Source organism: Isoptericola sp. NPDC060185 (assembly GCF_042728595.1).
Classification (GTDB): domain Bacteria; phylum Actinomycetota; class Actinomycetes; order Actinomycetales; family Cellulomonadaceae; genus Isoptericola.
In genome coordinates, this window is record NZ_JBHWYY010000003.1 from 95,910 (window position 1) to 111,231 (window position 15,322).

A 15,322-nucleotide genomic window follows, 5' to 3' on the forward strand; every position below is an offset into this window, starting at 1 on the left:
CGCGCCGCCGCCGACGCCGGACCGTCAGGCGGCGCGGCTGGTCGGCTCGGCCTCGGCGTCGTCGTCCTCGTCGGCGGGCACCGGCACGACCTTCGCGGGGCCGGCGACGCGCTGCACCACCTGGTCCACGACGATGCCGAGCACGATGCCGGCGACCACCCCGGCCACCATCGCGAGCAGCGGGTTGTGGCCGAGCCACGACGCGGCGGCCAGCCCGATGAGCATCGAGTAGATGCCCCACGTGACGGCGGCGATCCCGGAGTAGATCATGAACCGACGGCGCGGGTAGCCCACGGCGCCGGCGGTCATGTTGACGGCGACGCGGCCGATGGGCACGTAGCGGGCGGCGAGGATGAACGACGCGCCGCGGTGGTCGAGCGCGTGCCGCGCCCACTCGACGGCCTTGCGGCCGCGCGCGGAGCGCAGGAAGGCGAAGCGCTCGGTGCCGACGGAGCGGCCGATCTGGTAGGCGATCTGGTCGCCCGTCCACGCGCCGGCGATGGCGAGCGCGAGCACGCCGGGGAGCCACGGCACGCCCTCGGTGTGCGCCAGGACCGTGAGGGTGATGACCACCGACTCGCTGGGGATCGGCGGGAAGAACCCGTCGATCGTCGCGAAGACGTACATGGCCGGGTAGATCCACAGCGACGCGCCCAGGTCGAGGACCCAGCCCTCCAGCTGCGCCAGCATCGTCGACAGGTTCACCAGGTCGGTCCTCGGTTCGTCGGCCGGGAGGAAGGCTCCGGCGGTCGCACGACGCCGGGTGGCGTCACAGGTCCCAGCCTAGGCAGAACCAGGGCACCGGCTGCATAGGGAATTCCCCCGGTTCCACCCTGAGCGCGGAATGTTCACCCCTGGTCCACGAACCCCGGGTCCGCGACCGCCCCGTAGCGCACGAGGTTCTCGTTCGACGTCAGCGTGCGCAGCCGCGCGCGGTCCAGGTAGAGCTCGCCCGCCAGGTGGTCGGTCTCGTGCTGCGCGATGCGCGCCGGCCAGCCCGTCAGGACCTCGTCGATCGGTGCGCCGGTCTCGTCGCGGCCGGTGAGGCGCACGCTGCGGTACCGCGCGACGACGGCCTGCCAGCCGTGCACCGACAGGCACCCCTCGTGGAACGCCGCGCGCTCCGGCTCGCCGTCCGGGCCGGGCACGGGCTCGTACCACGGGTCGACGAGCACGCGGAACGGCAGCGGCGTCCGCTCGCGCGGGTCGTCGGCCGCGGCCCCCGCGTCCTCGACGACGGCGATCGCCAGGCCGAGGCCGATCTGCGGGGCGGCGAGCCCGACGCCGGGCGCGGCGTGCATGGTGCGCCGCATCGCCTCGACGAGGCGCGGCAGCACGTCGCCGAGCTGCCCCGTGTACGGGGCGGCGACGGCGCGCAGCACGGGCGCGCCGGCCTGCACGATCGGGAGGATGCCGGTGCCCGGCCCGCCCGCGGCCGCGTCGGCCCGGTCCAGCAGGTCGACGACGGCGGCGCGCAGCGCCTCGTCGACCGACCCGCCGTGGGCGGGACCGGACGGGCCGGTCGCCGGGCCGGTCACCGGGTCCGTCACAGCGCCAGGCGGTCGCGCACGACGGCGGCGAGCGTGTCCGCCACGCCGTCGGCCTGCTTCTGGCTGGCGGCCTCGACCATCACCCGCACGAGCGGCTCGGTGCCCGACGGGCGCAGCAGCACGCGGCCGGTCTCGCCGAGCAGGGTCTCGGCGCTCTCGACCGCGGCACGCACGCCCTCGTCCTCGGCGGCGCGCGCCTTGTCCACGCCCTTGACGTTGACGAGGGTCTGCGGCAGCCGCGGGACGTCCCCGGCGAGGTCGGCCAGGCGACGCCCGGTCGCCTTCACGCGGGCCGCCAGGTGCAGGGCGGTGAGGACGCCGTCGCCGGTCGTGGCGTGGTCGGCCAGGATGATGTGGCCGGACTGCTCGCCGCCGAGGCCGTAGCCGTGCGCGCGCATCTCCTCGAGCACGTACCGGTCGCCCACGCCCGTCTGGACGGTGGCGATGCCGGCGTCGCGCATCGCGAGCAGCAGGCCCAGGTTGCTCATCACCGTGACGACGAGGGTGTCCGAGGGCAGGCGGCCCTCGTCCTTGAGCGCGCGGGCGAGGATGCCGAGGATCTGGTCGCCGTCGACGAGCACGCCGCCGTGGTCGACCGCGAGGCAGCGGTCCGCGTCGCCGTCGAACGCGACACCGAAGTCGGCCTCCGCGGCCACGACCACGGCCTGCAGCTGCTCGGGGTGCGTGGAGCCGGCCTTCTCGTTGATGTTGCGCCCGTCGGGGCTGGCGTTGATGACGACGACGTCCGCGCCGGCCTCGCGCAGCGCCTCGGGGCCTACCTGGCTCGCGGCGCCGTTGGCCGCGTCGACGGCGATGCGCAGACCCTCCAGGGGGCGCACGTCGGGCGTCGTGCCGATGCTCGCGACGAGGTGCTCCACGTACTGCTCCGCCGCGCTGCCGCTGTCGGAGCGCATGCGCCCGACGTCGGCGCCGATCGGGCGGTCCCACTCCTGGCCGAGGCGTGCCTCGATCTCGTCCTCGACATGGTCGGCCAGCTTGTGGCCGCCGCGGGCGAAGAACTTGATGCCGTTGTCGGGCATGGCGTTGTGCGACGCCGAGATCATCACGCCGAGGTCCATGTCCATCGCCCCGACGAGGTGCGCGAGGGCGGGCGTGGGCAGCACGCCGAGGTTGACCACGTCCACGCCGGAGCTGGCGAGGCCGGCACCCACCGCGGCGGACAGGAACTCCCCCGACGCCCGCGGGTCGCGACCCACGACGGCGCGCGGGCGGTGCCCCGCGAAGTCCCCGGACGTGCCGAGGACGTGCGCCGCCGCGCTCCCGAGCCCGAGGGCCAGGTCGGCGGTGACGTCCCTGTTGGCGAGGCCACGGACCCCGTCGGTGCCGAACAGTCGCACGATGTCTCCTCCTCCGGGCGCGGCGGGAGCTCCGCTCTGGCGCCCACGGCGTCCACGTCCGGACGCCGCACCGATCGTAGCCGGACGTGCGGACGGCCCCGCCGGAGAGTTCCGACGGGGCCGTCCTTGCGCTGACGCTCCTGTCGACAGGAGCGCTCGATCAGCGCTTCGAGTACTGCGGCGCCTTGCGGGCCTTCTTGAGACCGGCCTTCTTGGACTCGACCGCACGCGGGTCACGCGTGAGGTAGCCGGCCTTCTTCAGCGCGGGGCGGTTCGCCTCGGAGTCGATCGCGTTGAGCGCGCGGGCGATGCCCAGGCGCACCGCACCGGCCTGGCCCGAGGGGCCACCACCGGAGATGCGGACGATGACGTCGAAGCGGCCCTCGACCTCGACCAGCTTCAGCGGCGAGTTGACGAGCTGCTGGTGCACCTTGTTCGGGAAGTAGTCCTCGAGGGTGCGACCGTTGATCTTCCACGACCCGGTGCCGGGGACGAGGCGCACGCGCGCCACGGCCTCCTTGCGGCGACCGACAGCGGCGCCGGGAGCGGTGATGGACTGGCCGCCGTCCGCGACGGGCGCGGCGGACTCAGAGGTGTAGGTGCTGGGCGTGTTCTCGTCCAGCTCGGTGTCGACGGTGGTCTCGGCCACAGTGAATCCTTCGCTTTGCATCCGGCAGCGGCTCAGGCCTGCTGCGAAACCTGGGTGATCTCGAACGGCTTGGGCTGCTGCGCCGCGTGCGGGTGCTCCGCGCCGCGGTAGACCTTCAGCTTGCCCAGCTGGTCACGACCGAGGGACGTCTTCGGGAGCATGCCGCGCACGGCCTTCTCCACGGCCCGCTCGGGGTTCTTCTCGAGAAGCTCGCCGTAGTTGACCGAGCGGAGCCCGCCCGGGTAGCCGGAGTGGCGGTAGGCCAGCTTGGTCTCCCGCTTGTTGCCGCTCAGGGCGACCTTGTCCGCGTTGATGATGATGACGAAGTCACCACCGTCGACGTGCGGGGCGAAGGTCGGCTTGTGCTTCCCGCGCAGGAGGGTGGCGACCTGGCTCGCCAGGCGGCCGAGGACGACGTCGGTCGCGTCGACGACGTACCAGTCGCGCTGGACGTCGCCGGGCTTGGGGGTGTACGTACGCACGGTTGCGTCACCTTTTCGTGTTCGGTGTCGTCGGGCGAGAAGCAGCGCCCGATGAGTCAGGTTGTTGTGCGCGGGTGCTCCGGTGGCGTCCTGGCCGGGGCATCGTCGGTGCGAGTGGGCGCGCTGACGACGCGGGACGCCGGAGGCATAGCACAACGACGAGCCAGTTTAGCGGCCGCGCGGTGCCAGGGTCAAAGCGACGCCGGTCACGCCCGCCGGGGATGCGGGGCTCCCCGGCCCGGGGCACCGTGGTGCCCATGACCGACGCGACACCGGGCACGGCCCCGGACCCCGAGACGGGGGCCGAGGGCGACGAGGACCAGCTCTCCAACGAGGACACCCTCGAGGACCCCGACCTCGACGACGTCCTCGACGAGGGGTACTCGCCGCTCGAGCGCTCCCGGTCGAACCACTGGGGCGAGACGGCGTGGGAGGAGTCCGCGGGCGAGCCCCTGGACCGGCGCCTGGCCGAGGAGCAGCCGGACTACTGGGAGGCCGACCCCCTCGACCGCCCGGACACCACCCGCGCCGGCCGGCTGACCGAGGACCGCGACGCGGACCCGGGCGAGGACGGCGGCCGGGACAACGACCTCTACGGCGAGGACGCCGGGATCGACGGCGCGGGAGCCAGCGCGGAGGAGGCCGCCGTGCACTGGGTCGAGGAGCCCTGAGCCCGAGGCGTCAGGAAGCCCCGGGTCCTCCGGGCTCGTCGGCCCCGTCGACCTCGCCCGGGTCCCGCCGCGCACGGACCCTCTCGGCACGGGAGGCGAGCTCGTCGTCCTCCGGGTAGGCGACGCGCTCCAGCACGAGCCCGCGCGCCGCGACGACGCCCGCGGCGGCGGACCGCGACCGGCCCGCCAGGACCGCCGCGGGGTCGCCGACGGGCCGTCGCCCCTCCCCCACGGCCAGGGACATGCCGACCAGCGCCCGCACCATCGAGTGGCAGAACGCGTCCGCCTGCACCGTCGCGACCGCCAGGCCCGCGTCCGGGCCGTCGGTCGGCCGGTCCCACGACAGCTCGGTGAGCTCGCGGATCGTCGTCGCGCCCTCGCGGGGCTTGCAGAAGGACGCGAAGTCGTGCAGGCCGACGAGCGGCTGCATGGCCCGGTGCATCGCCTCGACGTCCAGCGGTCGCCGGTGCCACAGCACCCAGTCCCGGCGCAGCGGGTCGCGCAGGGCCGGGCGGTCCGCCACGCGGTAGGCGTAGCGGCGGTGCAGCGCGGAGAAGCGCGCGTCGAAGCCGTCAGGGGCGGGGGCGGCGCGGTGCACGACGACGTCGGGCGGCAGGACGCCCGCGAGGCGGTCCGCGAGGGCGACACCGGGCTCCCGGTCGGAGCGGCCCGGCATCTCCTCCCAGCGCTCCCGCGGGAGGTCGACGTGCGCGACCTGCCCGCGCGCGTGCACGCCCGCGTCCGTCCGGCCCGCGACGGTCAGGCGCGGCCGGGGCAGGCCGAGCGGCTCCGTGCGCAGGATGGTCGCGAGGGCGTCCTCAAGCGTCCCCTGCACGGTCCGCAGGCGCGGCTGGGCGGCCCAGCCGGCGAAGCGGGTGCCGTCGTAGGCGAGGTCGAGGCGCACCCGCAGGGTGTCGTCGGGAGGTGTCGGCGTGCTCACCGACCCATTGTGGCCGGATGATGTCCGGTGATGGTCGACTCAAGCGCCCCGGCGCACACCCCCGGACCCCGTCCCGACGGCACCCCCGCCGACGTGCTCACCCTCGCCGTCGACTGCGGTGGCGGGGGCATCAAGGCCGCCGTGCTCGACTCCGCGGGCACGGGGCACGCCGCCCCGGTGCGCGTGCCCACGCCCTACCCCCTGCCCCCGCAGCTGCTGCTGGAGACCGTCGCGGACATCGCCGGGCGGCTGCCGACGGCGCACCGGCTGACGCTCGGGATGCCCGGCATGATCCGGCACGGCGTCGTCGTGCACACCCCGCACTACATCACCCGGTCCGGGCCCCGGTCGCGGGTGCTGCCCGAGCTCGTGGAGGCCTGGGCCAGCTTCGACGTCCGCGGCGCCCTCGCGCGCCGCCTCGGGATGCCCGCGCTGGTGCTCAACGACGCCGAGGTGCACGGCGCGGGTGTCGTGGCGGGGTCGGGGGTGGAGCTCGTGCTCACGCTCGGCACCGGGCTCGGGTCCGCGCTGTTCGACGGCGGCCGCCTCGCCCCGCACCTCGAGTGGTCGCACGCGCCGTTCCGCCGGGGCGCGACCTACGACCAGTACATCGGCGAGCCGGAGCGCCGGCGCCTCGGCGACGGCCTGTGGTCGCGCCGCGTCGTCACGATGGTCGACGGGCTACGCCCGGTGTTCCGTTGGGACCGGCTCTACCTCGGCGGCGGCAACTCCCGGCGCATCACGCCCACCGCCCTGGACCGCCTGGGCGACGACGTCGTCGTCGTCCCGAACTCCGCGGCCCTCGTCGGGGGCGCCCGCGCCTGGGACCTCCCGCCCGCCTGACGCGCGAGCGGCCTCCCCCGCCGCCTCCAGCACCGCCCGGGAGAACGCCACGGGCGCGTCGAGGCTCACGAGGTGCCGTGCGTGCGGCACGACGACCAGGCGCACGGGGGCCCCGCCCGCCCGCGCTGCCGCGACGAACGCCCGTTCCTGCGTCCGGAAGTGGTCGTAGCGGCCGTTGACGACCCAGACCGGGCTGTCCGTCGCGGCCAACGCGGCCAGGGAGTCCACCGGGGCCAGCTCGCGCAGCACGTCGCTCATGACCTCGAGCGCGAAGCCGCCCGCCGCCATGTCCTGCGCGCTCTCCGCGTCGAGGGCGAGACGGACGAGGGAGCCGTTGAGGCCCGCCCCGCTGTCGGGCCAGCGCTCGATCCACCGGGCCAGCGACAGCCACGCCGGGCGGACCTGCGACGACGTGACGGTGCTGCACGACGCCGCCAGGAGGCCGGCGCTCTGCTCGGGGTGGCGCGCACGGTGCTCGATCGCGACGTACCCGCCGAGGGAGAGCCCGACGACGAGCGCCCGCCCCCCGACGGCGTCGGCGGCGTCCCGCACCGCACCGACCGCGCCGTCGAGCGTGAACCGCTCGCCGCGCCGCGTGCCGTGCCCCGGCAGGTCGATCGCGACGGCCGGGACGCCCGCGGCGGCGAGGGCCTCGAGCTGGCGCCGCCACATCGTGCGCGAGGTCCGCGAGCCGTGGACGAGGACGACAGGCACGCCGGCTGCTCCCATCACCCCACCGTAGCCACGCCGGTCCCCCGGGGACGACGAAGCCCCGCGCCACCCGGAGGTGGCGCGGGGCTGCGTCGTGCGCTCAGCGAGAGCTAGGGCACCTGGATCAGGCGTCCTTCGACTCCTCGGCCGGGGCCTCGGTGGCCTCGGCGGGGGCGTCGGTCGCCTCGACGGCGGCCTCGTCCTCGACCTTGGCGGGCTTCTCGTCGGCCTTGGCGGCCTTCTCGGCGGCCTTCGTGGCCTCCTTGACGACAGCCTGCTTCGGGCTCACGGGCTCGGTGACGAGCTCGATGACCGCCATGGGCGCGTTGTCGCCCTTGCGGTTGCCGATCTTGGTGATGCGCGTGTAGCCACCGTTGCGCTCGGCCATGGCCGGGGCGATCTCGGTGAACAGCGTGTGCACCACGGACTTGTCGCGGACGACGGTCAGCACCCGGCGACGGGCGTGCAGGTCACCGCGCTTGGCGAAGGTGATGAGGCGCTCGGCCAGGGGGCGCAGGCGCTTCGCCTTCGTCTCCGTGGTGGTGATGCGGCCGTGCTCGAAGAGCGACGTCGACAGGTTCGCGAGGATCAGTCGCTCGTGAGCCGGGCTGCCACCGAGCCGCGGACCCTTGGTGGGGGTAGGCATTTCTGGTTCTCCTTGAGGGTGGTTCCGCGCCGCGCGGCCCGGTCAGGTCGAGCGGGCTGCTGCGGGCGCGGAGACGTCAGTACGACTGCTCGTCGGTGTACGTGGCCTCGTCGTCCCCACCGCTGAAGTACGCGGCGCTGGACGGGTCGAAGTCGAGCGGCGAGTCCTTCAGCGAGAGGCCCAGCTCGGCGAGCTTCTCCTTGACCTCGTTGATGGACTTCGCACCGAAGTTGCGGATGTCGAGCAGGTCGGCCTCGCTGCGCGCCACGAGCTCACCCACCTGGTGGATGCCCTCGCGCTTGAGGCAGTTGTACGAGCGGATCGTGAGGTTGAGCTCCTCGATCGGCAGCGCCAGGTCCGCGGCCAGCGCGGAGTCCGTCGGCGACGGGCCGATCTCGATGCCCTCGGCCTCGACGTTCAGCTCGCGGGCGAGACCGAAGAGCTCGACGAGCGTCTTGCCGGCCGAGGCGAGCGCGTCGCGCGGGGCGATCGCGGCCTTCGTCTCGACGTCGACGATCAGCTTGTCGAAGTCCGTGCGCTGCTCGACACGGGTGGCCTCGACCTTGTACGTGACCTTGAGGACCGGCGAGTAGATCGAGTCGACGGGGATCCGACCGATCTCGGCCTCGTCGTTCTTGTTCTGCGCGGCGGACACGTAGCCACGGCCGCGCTCGACGGTGAGCTCGATCTCGAGCTTGCCCTTGTCGTTGAGCGTGGCGACGTGCAGGTCGGGGTTGTGCACCTCGACGCCCGCCGGCGGGACGATGTCCGCGGCGGTGACCACGCCCGCGCCCGTCTTGCGCAGGTACATCACGACGGGCTCGTCGTTCTCCGAGGAGACGACGAGGTTCTTGATGTTGAGGATGATCTCGGTGACGTCCTCCTTCACACCCGGCACGGTGGAGAACTCGTGGAGCACCCCGTCGATGCGGATGGAGGTGACGGCCGCGCCCGGGATGGACGACAGGAGGGTCCGGCGCAGGGAGTTGCCGAGCGTGTAGCCGAAGCCAGGCTCGAGCGGCTCGATGGAGAAGCGCGAACGGTACTCCGAGATGACCTCTTCGGTCAGGGAGGGGCGCTGTGCGATCAGCACGGTCAGGTCCTTTCAGTGTGCGTCCGCCATATGACGCATCACGGATCCGCGAGAGCTCGCGGCCCCGGGGCGGGACTCGGTCCACCCGCCCGGGCAGGCTGCGGCGTCGTACGGGGCCCGGGGCCGATCACTCGGCCCCGGGCCTCGACGACGTCGGGAAAGTCAGACGCGGCGACGCTTCGGGGGGCGGCAGCCGTTGTGCGCCTGGGGCGTCACGTCCTGGATCGAGCCGACCTCGAGGCCGGTCGCCTGCAGGGAGCGGATGGCGGTCTCACGACCGGAACCCGGGCCCTTGACGAAGACGTCGACCTTCTTGACGCCGTGCTCCTGGGCGCGGCGGGCGGCCGACTCGGCGGCGAGCTGCGCGGCGTACGGCGTGGACTTGCGGGAGCCCTTGAAGCCGACGTGGCCGGCGGACGCCCACGAGATCACGGCGCCCGACGGGTCCGTGATCGAGACGATCGTGTTGTTGAAGGTGCTCTTGATGTGCGCCTGGCCGAGCGGGACGTTCTTCTTGTCCTTGCGGCGCGGCTTGCGCGCGGCCGTGGCACGAGTCTTGGGAGGCATGTGTTCTCTGATCTCCTGGTCTGATCGGACCGGGGCGGTTCAGCTCGGGGAGCCGACCGCACCACGGACTGCTATCAGCGGGCCTTCTTCTTGCCCGCCACGGTGCGCTTCGGACCCTTGCGGGTACGCGCGTTGGTCTTGGTGCGCTGACCGCGCACCGGGAGGCCGCGGCGGTGGCGCAGGCCCTGGTAGGTGCCGATCTCGACCTTGCGGCGGATGTCGGCGGCGACCTCGCGGCGCAGGTCGCCCTCGAGCTGGAAGTTGCCCTCCAGGTAGTCGCGCAGGGCGACGAGCTGGTCGTCACCGAGGTCCTTGACCCGCAGGTCCGGGTTGATCCCGGTCGCGGCCAGCGTCTGCTGGGCGCGGGTACGGCCGACGCCGTAGATGTACGTGAGCGCAACCTCGAGCCGCTTCTCGCGGGGGAGGTCGACGCCGATCAGACGTGCCATGTGCCTTCCGGCTCCTGTACTTCGTCCAGAGGTCTGCCGCACCGCCCTCCCGCAGACTGCGGGCCCCGGCCCCTGGACCGAGGGTTCCCCTCGCCCGTGTCCCGGGAGCTTCGCTCCGGGAGAGGGTCGAGGTTCGTGGTGGTGCGCTGTTGCCGACGGCGAGCGCGTGCCGTCAGCGGGTGGCTGCGATCAGCCCTGGCGCTGCTTGTGGCGCAGGTTCTCGCAGATCACCATGACGCGACCGTGCCGGCGGATCACCTTGCACTTGTCGCAGATCTTCTTGACGCTCGGCTTGACCTTCATCTGTGTTCCTCCGCCGCCGCACGCGCGCCGGCAGGTGCCGGCGCCCCAGACGGCGCTCGATGGGGTGGTGGTTACTTGTAGCGGTAGACGATCCGACCGCGGGACAGGTCGTACGGGCTGAGCTCGACCACGACACGGTCCTCCGGGAGGATCCGGATGTAGTGCTGACGCATCTTGCCCGAGATGTGCGCGAGGACCTTGTGGCCGTTCGCGAGCTCCACACGGAACATCGCGTTCGGCAGGGCCTCGACCACGCTGCCCTCGATCTCGATGACGCCGTCCTTCTTTGCCATGTCCTCCGCTAACTCTCGTCTGGCCCCGGGCGCCCGTCAGCAACGTGACGGAGGTCCGGATGTCGTGCGTGCCGCCTGCTCACCCTCGTCCCGACCGACCGACGTTCACGCCGGTGCGATGCTGGTCTGCAGCGCCAGAGTGAGGGGCTGCATCGAGGAACTGCCGAACGGACTACACCCGACAGAACATCGTACCTGATCGCACCAGTGGCTGCGAACGCGGTCCGGGAGGTGGTGGGTCACAGGGTGGTGGGTCACACCTCGAGGCTCACGGGCTCGACCTCGAACGGCGCGAGGCCGGCCCGGCCCCCGTCGACCGCGGTCAGGACGCTGATGCCGTCCTCCAGGAGGGCGACGGTGTGCTCCCAGTGCGCGGCCCGCGAGCCGTCCTCGGTCACGACCGTCCAGTCGTCCTCGAGCACGCGCGTCGCCCCGCTCCCCCGCGTCACCATCGGCTCCACCGCCAGGCACATGCCCGGGCGGAGCCGCGGCCCGCGGTCCGAGGTGCGGAAGTTCACGATGTCCGGCGGCTGGTGCATCGCGGTGCCGATGCCATGCCCGACGTAGTCCTCGACGATGCCGTACTCCACGCCCGAGGCCCCGCCCGCCAGCTCGACGGCGGTCTCGACCGCCGTCCCGACGTCGTTGAGCTTCTTGCCGCCCGCCAGGGCGGCGATCCCGGCCCACATCGCGGTCCGCGTGGCGCGGACCAGGTCGAGGTCGGCGGCGTCGACCCCGGCGGCGTCCGCCGGGGCGTCGACGTCGAGGGCGCCGTCCGGGCCGAGCACCAGGCTCAGCGCGGAGTCGCCGTGCCAGCCGTCCACGATCGCGCCGCAGTCGACCGAGACGACGTCCCCGACCTCCAGGACGCGCGCACCCGGGATGCCGTGGATGACCTCGTCGCCGACGGACACGCAGATCGTCGCCGGGTAGCCCTGGTAGCCGAGGAACGAGGGCGTGGCCCCCGCGTCGGCGATGGCGCGCGCGGCGACCTCGTCGAGGTCGGCCGTCGTCATGCCGGGCCGGGCGGCCGCGCGCACGGCGTCCAGCGCCGACGCGACGACCAGGCCGGCGCGCCGCATGACGCGCACCTGCTCGAGCGTCTTGAGCTCGACGCGCTCGCGCGAACCGAAGATCATGGCGGGTGGGACCTCAGCCGAGCTCGGCGGCCAGCGCCTGGACGATGCGCTCGGTGACCTCGGAGACCTCGCCGATGCCGTCCACCTGGGCCAGCAGCCCGCGCTCCGAGTAGGCCGCCGTGAGGGGCGCCGTCTGCTCGTCGTAGATGTCGAGGCGGCGCGCGATGGCGTCCGGGGTGTCGTCGTCGCGGCCCTCGATCTCGGCGCGCTTGGCGATCCGGGCCAGGAGCTCGTCGCGCGCGGCGGTGAGCTCGATGACGCCGTCCAGCTCCCAGCCCAGGTCGGCGAGGATCGCGTCGAGCGCCTCGACCTGGTGGGCGTTGCGCGGGTAGCCGTCGAGCAGGAACCCGGCCTTCACGTCGTCCTCGCCGAGGCGGGAGCGCACCATCTGGTCGGTGACCTCGTCCGGGACGAGCTCGCCCTTGGCGCTGTACTCCTGCGCGAGCTTGCCCAGGTCCGTGCCGCCCTTGATGTTGGCGCGGAAGATGTCGCCCGTCGAGATGGCGGGGATGCCGAACAGCTCGGCGAGGCGCGCGGCCTGCGTGCCCTTGCCCGCGCCCTGCGGCCCCATGATCACCAGGCGCGTCACCCGCGCCTCGGCGCTGGGGGCGCCGTGGAGCTCGCGGCGGGTGGTCGGCGTGGCACCGGTGGTGCCGCCTTCGTTCGTCTCGGTCAACGGAGGAACCCTTCGTAATGACGCTGCTGGAGCTGGGAGTCGATCTGCTTCACGGTCTCGAGACCCACACCGACGATGATCAGGATCGAGGTACCGCCGAACGGGATGTTCGTGGTGACCCCCAGCACGACGAGCACGATCGTGGGGATCAGCGCCACGATCGCGAGGTAGATGGAGCCCGCGGACGTGATGCGCGTGATCACGTAGTCCAGGTACTCGGCCGTGGGCCGGCCGGCGCGGATGCCCGGGATGAAGCCGCCGTACTTCTTCATGTTGTCCGCGACCTCGTCCGGGTTGAACGTGATCGACGTGTAGAAGAACGCGAAGAAGATGACCATCAGCACGTACAGCACGATGTACAGCGGGTCGGACTGCTGGACCAGGTTGTTGGAGATCCACACCACCCAGCCCGCGCTCTGGTCGCCGAACTGCGCGAGCAGCCCGGGGATCGCGAGGATCGACGCCGCGAAGATGACCGGGATGACGCCGGCCATGTTGATCTTGATCGGGATGTAGGTGCTGGTGCCGCCATACATGCGGCGGCCCACCATGCGCTTCGCGTACTGCACCGGGATGCGGCGCTGCGACTGCTCGACGAAGACGACGAGGCCGACCACGATCACGATCACCGCGATCATCACGATGAAGTTCAGCGGGCCGTTGGAGCCGCCGGCGATCGACCACAGGGCGGACGGGAAGTTCGCCGCGATCGAGGTGAAGATCAGCAGCGACATGCCGTTGCCGACGCCGCGCTCGGTGATCATCTCGCCCAGCCACATGACCAGGCCCGTACCGGCCGTCATCGTGATGACCATCAGCGTGGCCGTCATGAAGCTGTCGTCGGCGATGACGTCGACGCCGCAGCCCGGGAACAGCATCCCCGTGCGGGCGGTCGTGATGATCGTCGTCGACTGCAGGATCGCGAGCGCGATGGTCAGGTAGCGCGTGTACTGCGTGAGCTTCGACTGCCCCGACTGGCCCTCCTTGTGCAGGGCCTCGAAGCGAGGGATGACCACGCGCAGCAGCTGCACGATGATGCTCGCGGTGATGTACGGCATGATGCCGAGCGCGAAGATCGAGAGCTGCAGCAGCGCGCCGCCGCTGAAGACGTTGACGAGCCCGAGCAGCGACGTGCTGCCCTCGAGGGCTGCCACGCACTGCTGCACGTTGCCGTAGTCGACACCGGGTGTGGGCACGAGGGACCCCACCCGGAAGAGCGCCATGATCGCGATCGTGAACAGCAGCTTGCGCCGCAGGTCCGGTGTCCGGAAAGCCCGGCCGAATGCGCTGAGCACCTATCCTCCTGGCCCGCCGCGGCGGGTTGTCGTGTCGCCGGGGACCGGCGAGGTGTGGCGCGAACTCCCGACGCCGCGGCCCGGGGGCCACGTCGCCGTCACGCCGACTCGGTCATGGTCCGGCCGGGGAGCCCCCGACCTCGTCGGCACCCTGAGCGGGTGCGCGGCGCGGACCGTGACGGATTCTACGTGCCCGGGACGAGTGATCCAGACCACACGCCGCCCCGGCGGCCTCGCGGCCGCGCACGCCGAGAGCACACAGGGCCGGCAGCGCGTGTGCGCCGCCGGCCCTGTGAGCGGATGTCAGTCCTCGGAGACCGTGCCGCCGGCCGCCAGGATCTTGTCCTTGGCGGAGCCGGAGACGCGGTCGACCGTGACGTCCAGCTTGACGGTGATCTCGCCCGTGCCGAGCACCTTCACCGGCTGACCCTTGCGGACCGCGCCCTTGGCGACGAGGCCCTCGACGGTGACGGAGCCACCCTCGGGGTACAGCGCGGCGAGCTTGTCCAGGTTGACGACCTGGTACTCGACGCGGAACGGGTTCTTGAACCCGCGCAGCTTCGGGAGGCGCATGTGCAGAGGCATCTGCCCACCCTCGAAGCGTGCGGGAACCTGGTAGCGAGCCTTCGTGCCCTTGGTACCGCGACCCGCCGTCTTGCCCTTCGACGCCTCACCGCGACCCACACGGGTCTTCGCGGTCTTGGCGCCCTCGGCCGGACGCAGGTGGTGGACCTTGAGCGGCTGCACCTTCTCGGTGTTGTCGGCCATGATCACTCGACCTCCTCGACGGTGACGAGGTGCGCCACCGTGGTGACCATGCCACGGATCTCCGGACGGTCCTCCTTCACGGCGGTGTCGCCGATCCGCTTGAGGCCGAGGGTCCGCAGCGTGTCACGCTGGTTCTGCTTGCCGCCGATGGCGGACTTGACCTGGGTGACCTTCAGACGAGGCATCACGCACCCACCTTCTCGTCCGCCTTGGCCGCCTTGGCGGCGAGGCCGGCAGCCTGCGCACGCAGGAGCGCGGCCGGGGCCACGTCCTCGAGCGGCAGGCCACGACGAGCGGCCACGGCCGCCGGCTCCTCGAGGCCCTTGAGGGCCGCGACGGTGGCGTGCACGATGTTGATCGAGTTGGACGAGCCGAGCGACTTGCTCAGCACGTCGTGGATGCCGGCGCACTCCAGCACGGCGCGCACCGGACCACCGGCGATCACACCGGTACCCGGCGAGGCCGGACGCAGGAACACGACGCCGGCGGCCTCCTCACCCTGGACGGGGTGCGGGATGGTGCCCTGGATGCGGGGGACGCGGAAGAAGTTCTTCTTCGCCTCCTCGACACCCTTGGCGATCGCCGCGGGCACCTCCTTGGCCTTGCCGTAGCCGACACCGACGGTGCCGTCGCCGTCGCCCACCACGACCAGCGCGGTGAAGCTGAAGCGACGACCACCCTTGACGACCTTCGAGACGCGGTTGATCGTCACCACGCGCTCGACGAAGGCGTTCTTGTCGGCCGCGTCGCGGCCGCCGCCCCGGCGGTCGTCGCGACGGCCGCCGCCACGGCGCCCGTCGTTCTTGTTGGACTCGTTGGCGCCCTGGGGGGCGCCGGTGCGCTGCCCTGCAGCCATCAGAGGATCCTCATCTTCCGTGCGAAATCGCGG

The 15,322-nt window shown here is 72.5% G+C and carries 20 protein-coding genes and 1 pseudogene; 2 read left to right on the forward strand and 19 right to left on the reverse strand.

Translation table 11 applies throughout. The features are described 5' to 3' along the window. Positions 1-24 precede the first annotated feature (24 nt). The 5 genes from ACFWDO_RS02030 to rplM all read right to left on the reverse strand — a co-directional run bounded on the left by ACFWDO_RS02030 (position 25) and on the right by rplM (position 4,039). The gene (locus ACFWDO_RS02030) at positions 25-705 is read right to left on the reverse strand and encodes a DedA family protein (RefSeq protein ID WP_380319358.1); all 681 of its coding nucleotides are present in this window, start codon (positions 703-705) and stop codon (positions 25-27) included. A gap of 143 nt (positions 706-848) precedes the next feature. Beyond that, on the reverse strand, positions 849-1,550 hold the full coding sequence (locus ACFWDO_RS02035; RefSeq protein WP_380319355.1) for a peptide deformylase: 702 nt from the start codon (positions 1,548-1,550) through the stop codon (positions 849-851). Further along, positions 1,547-2,911 carry a phosphoglucosamine mutase gene (glmM, locus tag ACFWDO_RS02040; RefSeq protein WP_380319421.1) on the reverse strand — a complete coding sequence of 455 codons (1,365 nt, stop codon included), beginning with the start codon at positions 2,909-2,911 and terminating at the stop codon, positions 1,547-1,549. Before glmM ends, ACFWDO_RS02035 begins: the two co-directional genes overlap by 4 nt. Before the next feature lie 157 nt (positions 2,912-3,068). Further along, positions 3,069-3,557 carry a 30S ribosomal protein S9 gene (gene rpsI / locus ACFWDO_RS02045; protein ID WP_380319352.1) on the reverse strand — a complete coding sequence of 163 codons (489 nt, stop codon included), beginning with the start codon at positions 3,555-3,557 and terminating at the stop codon, positions 3,069-3,071. A 32-nt stretch (positions 3,558-3,589) separates the two neighbouring features. Beyond that, positions 3,590-4,039 (reverse strand): 50S ribosomal protein L13, encoded by a 450-nt coding sequence (gene rplM / locus ACFWDO_RS02050; protein WP_380319349.1) that lies wholly within the window; start codon positions 4,037-4,039, stop codon positions 3,590-3,592. A 257-nt stretch (positions 4,040-4,296) separates the two neighbouring features. On the opposite strand from rplM, the gene ACFWDO_RS02055 reads away from it, so the two are divergent. Beyond that, positions 4,297-4,710 (forward strand): DUF5709 domain-containing protein, encoded by a 414-nt coding sequence (locus ACFWDO_RS02055; protein WP_380319346.1) that lies wholly within the window; start codon positions 4,297-4,299, stop codon positions 4,708-4,710. Between the two features lie 10 nt (positions 4,711-4,720). Here ACFWDO_RS02055 and truA read toward each other — a convergent pair whose 3' ends face one another. Continuing rightward, the gene (truA, locus tag ACFWDO_RS02060) at positions 4,721-5,650 is read right to left on the reverse strand and encodes a tRNA pseudouridine(38-40) synthase TruA (protein WP_380319343.1); all 930 of its coding nucleotides are present in this window, start codon (positions 5,648-5,650) and stop codon (positions 4,721-4,723) included. A gap of 30 nt (positions 5,651-5,680) precedes the next feature. Between truA and ACFWDO_RS02065 the strand changes: the two genes are divergently transcribed. Further along, entirely contained in the window at positions 5,681-6,493 is an 813-nt protein-coding gene (locus ACFWDO_RS02065; RefSeq protein ID WP_380319340.1) for an ROK family protein, read from the forward strand. A gap of 96 nt (positions 6,494-6,589) precedes the next feature. Here the strand turns inward: ACFWDO_RS02065 and ACFWDO_RS02070 are convergent. The 13 genes and pseudogenes from ACFWDO_RS02070 to rpsE form a co-directional block, all read right to left on the reverse strand. Next, positions 6,590-7,222, reverse strand: a pseudogene (locus ACFWDO_RS02070) (alpha/beta fold hydrolase); the annotation flags it as partial. Positions 7,223-7,328: 106 nt separating this feature from the next. Next, entirely contained in the window at positions 7,329-7,850 is a 522-nt protein-coding gene (gene rplQ, locus ACFWDO_RS02075) for a 50S ribosomal protein L17 (protein ID WP_380327141.1), read from the reverse strand. Positions 7,851-7,926: 76 nt separating this feature from the next. Continuing rightward, positions 7,927-8,943 (reverse strand): DNA-directed RNA polymerase subunit alpha, encoded by a 1,017-nt coding sequence (locus ACFWDO_RS02080; RefSeq protein WP_380243303.1) that lies wholly within the window; start codon positions 8,941-8,943, stop codon positions 7,927-7,929. Positions 8,944-9,105: 162 nt separating this feature from the next. Beyond that, positions 9,106-9,510 (reverse strand): 30S ribosomal protein S11, encoded by a 405-nt coding sequence (rpsK, locus tag ACFWDO_RS02085; RefSeq protein WP_380321664.1) that lies wholly within the window; start codon positions 9,508-9,510, stop codon positions 9,106-9,108. Positions 9,511-9,584: 74 nt separating this feature from the next. After that, positions 9,585-9,959 carry a 30S ribosomal protein S13 gene (rpsM, locus tag ACFWDO_RS02090; protein WP_380321661.1) on the reverse strand — a complete coding sequence of 125 codons (375 nt, stop codon included), beginning with the start codon at positions 9,957-9,959 and terminating at the stop codon, positions 9,585-9,587. 189 nt (positions 9,960-10,148) lie between these two features. Continuing rightward, positions 10,149-10,262: a 50S ribosomal protein L36 gene (rpmJ, locus tag ACFWDO_RS02095; RefSeq protein ID WP_009740505.1), complete on the reverse strand. Its 114-nt coding sequence runs from the start codon at positions 10,260-10,262 to the stop codon at positions 10,149-10,151. A gap of 71 nt (positions 10,263-10,333) precedes the next feature. Further along, positions 10,334-10,555 (reverse strand): translation initiation factor IF-1, encoded by a 222-nt coding sequence (gene infA, locus ACFWDO_RS02100; protein ID WP_012867920.1) that lies wholly within the window; start codon positions 10,553-10,555, stop codon positions 10,334-10,336. A gap of 254 nt (positions 10,556-10,809) precedes the next feature. Beyond that, positions 10,810-11,694, reverse strand: a complete 885-nt coding sequence (gene map / locus ACFWDO_RS02105) for a type I methionyl aminopeptidase (protein WP_380321658.1) — start codon at positions 11,692-11,694, stop codon at positions 10,810-10,812. A gap of 13 nt (positions 11,695-11,707) precedes the next feature. Then, positions 11,708-12,265, reverse strand: coding sequence for an adenylate kinase (locus ACFWDO_RS02110; protein WP_380321667.1), 558 nt, complete (start codon positions 12,263-12,265; stop codon positions 11,708-11,710). A gap of 101 nt (positions 12,266-12,366) precedes the next feature. After that, positions 12,367-13,665 (reverse strand): preprotein translocase subunit SecY, encoded by a 1,299-nt coding sequence (secY, locus tag ACFWDO_RS02115; RefSeq protein WP_380321655.1) that lies wholly within the window; start codon positions 13,663-13,665, stop codon positions 12,367-12,369. A 303-nt stretch (positions 13,666-13,968) separates the two neighbouring features. Continuing rightward, positions 13,969-14,433, reverse strand: a complete 465-nt coding sequence (gene rplO / locus ACFWDO_RS02120) for a 50S ribosomal protein L15 (protein ID WP_380321652.1) — start codon at positions 14,431-14,433, stop codon at positions 13,969-13,971. A gap of 2 nt (positions 14,434-14,435) precedes the next feature. After that, positions 14,436-14,618 (reverse strand): 50S ribosomal protein L30, encoded by a 183-nt coding sequence (gene rpmD / locus ACFWDO_RS02125; RefSeq protein ID WP_079573239.1) that lies wholly within the window; start codon positions 14,616-14,618, stop codon positions 14,436-14,438. After that, positions 14,618-15,289 carry a 30S ribosomal protein S5 gene (gene rpsE / locus ACFWDO_RS02130; protein ID WP_380321649.1) on the reverse strand — a complete coding sequence of 224 codons (672 nt, stop codon included), beginning with the start codon at positions 15,287-15,289 and terminating at the stop codon, positions 14,618-14,620. Before rpsE ends, rpmD begins: the two co-directional genes overlap by 1 nt. Positions 15,290-15,322 lie beyond the last annotated feature (33 nt).

What these genes read in the sequence shown, in the direction of transcription:
- ACFWDO_RS02055 (WP_380319346.1), top strand. Translation starts at nt 4,297, where the DNA reads ATGACCGACGCGACACCGGGCACGGCCCCGGACCCCGAGACGGGGGCC.
- ACFWDO_RS02065 (WP_380319340.1), top strand. Translation starts at nt 5,681, where the DNA reads ATGGTCGACTCAAGCGCCCCGGCGCACACCCCCGGACCCCGTCCCGAC.
- rplQ (WP_380327141.1), bottom strand. Translation starts at nt 7,850, where the DNA reads ATGCCTACCCCCACCAAGGGTCCGCGGCTCGGTGGCAGCCCGGCTCAC.
- rpsK (WP_380321664.1), bottom strand. Translation starts at nt 9,510, where the DNA reads ATGCCTCCCAAGACTCGTGCCACGGCCGCGCGCAAGCCGCGCCGCAAG.
- rpsM (WP_380321661.1), bottom strand. Translation starts at nt 9,959, where the DNA reads ATGGCACGTCTGATCGGCGTCGACCTCCCCCGCGAGAAGCGGCTCGAG.
- rpmJ (WP_009740505.1), bottom strand. Translation starts at nt 10,262, where the DNA reads ATGAAGGTCAAGCCGAGCGTCAAGAAGATCTGCGACAAGTGCAAGGTG.
- infA (WP_012867920.1), bottom strand. Translation starts at nt 10,555, where the DNA reads ATGGCAAAGAAGGACGGCGTCATCGAGATCGAGGGCAGCGTGGTCGAG.
- map (WP_380321658.1), bottom strand. Translation starts at nt 11,694, where the DNA reads ATGATCTTCGGTTCGCGCGAGCGCGTCGAGCTCAAGACGCTCGAGCAG.
- ACFWDO_RS02110 (WP_380321667.1), bottom strand. Translation starts at nt 12,265, where the DNA reads ATGGGGCCGCAGGGCGCGGGCAAGGGCACGCAGGCCGCGCGCCTCGCC.
- rplO (WP_380321652.1), bottom strand. Translation starts at nt 14,433, where the DNA reads ATGGCCGACAACACCGAGAAGGTGCAGCCGCTCAAGGTCCACCACCTG.
- rpmD (WP_079573239.1), bottom strand. Translation starts at nt 14,618, where the DNA reads ATGCCTCGTCTGAAGGTCACCCAGGTCAAGTCCGCCATCGGCGGCAAG.
- rpsE (WP_380321649.1), bottom strand. Translation starts at nt 15,289, where the DNA reads ATGGCTGCAGGGCAGCGCACCGGCGCCCCCCAGGGCGCCAACGAGTCC.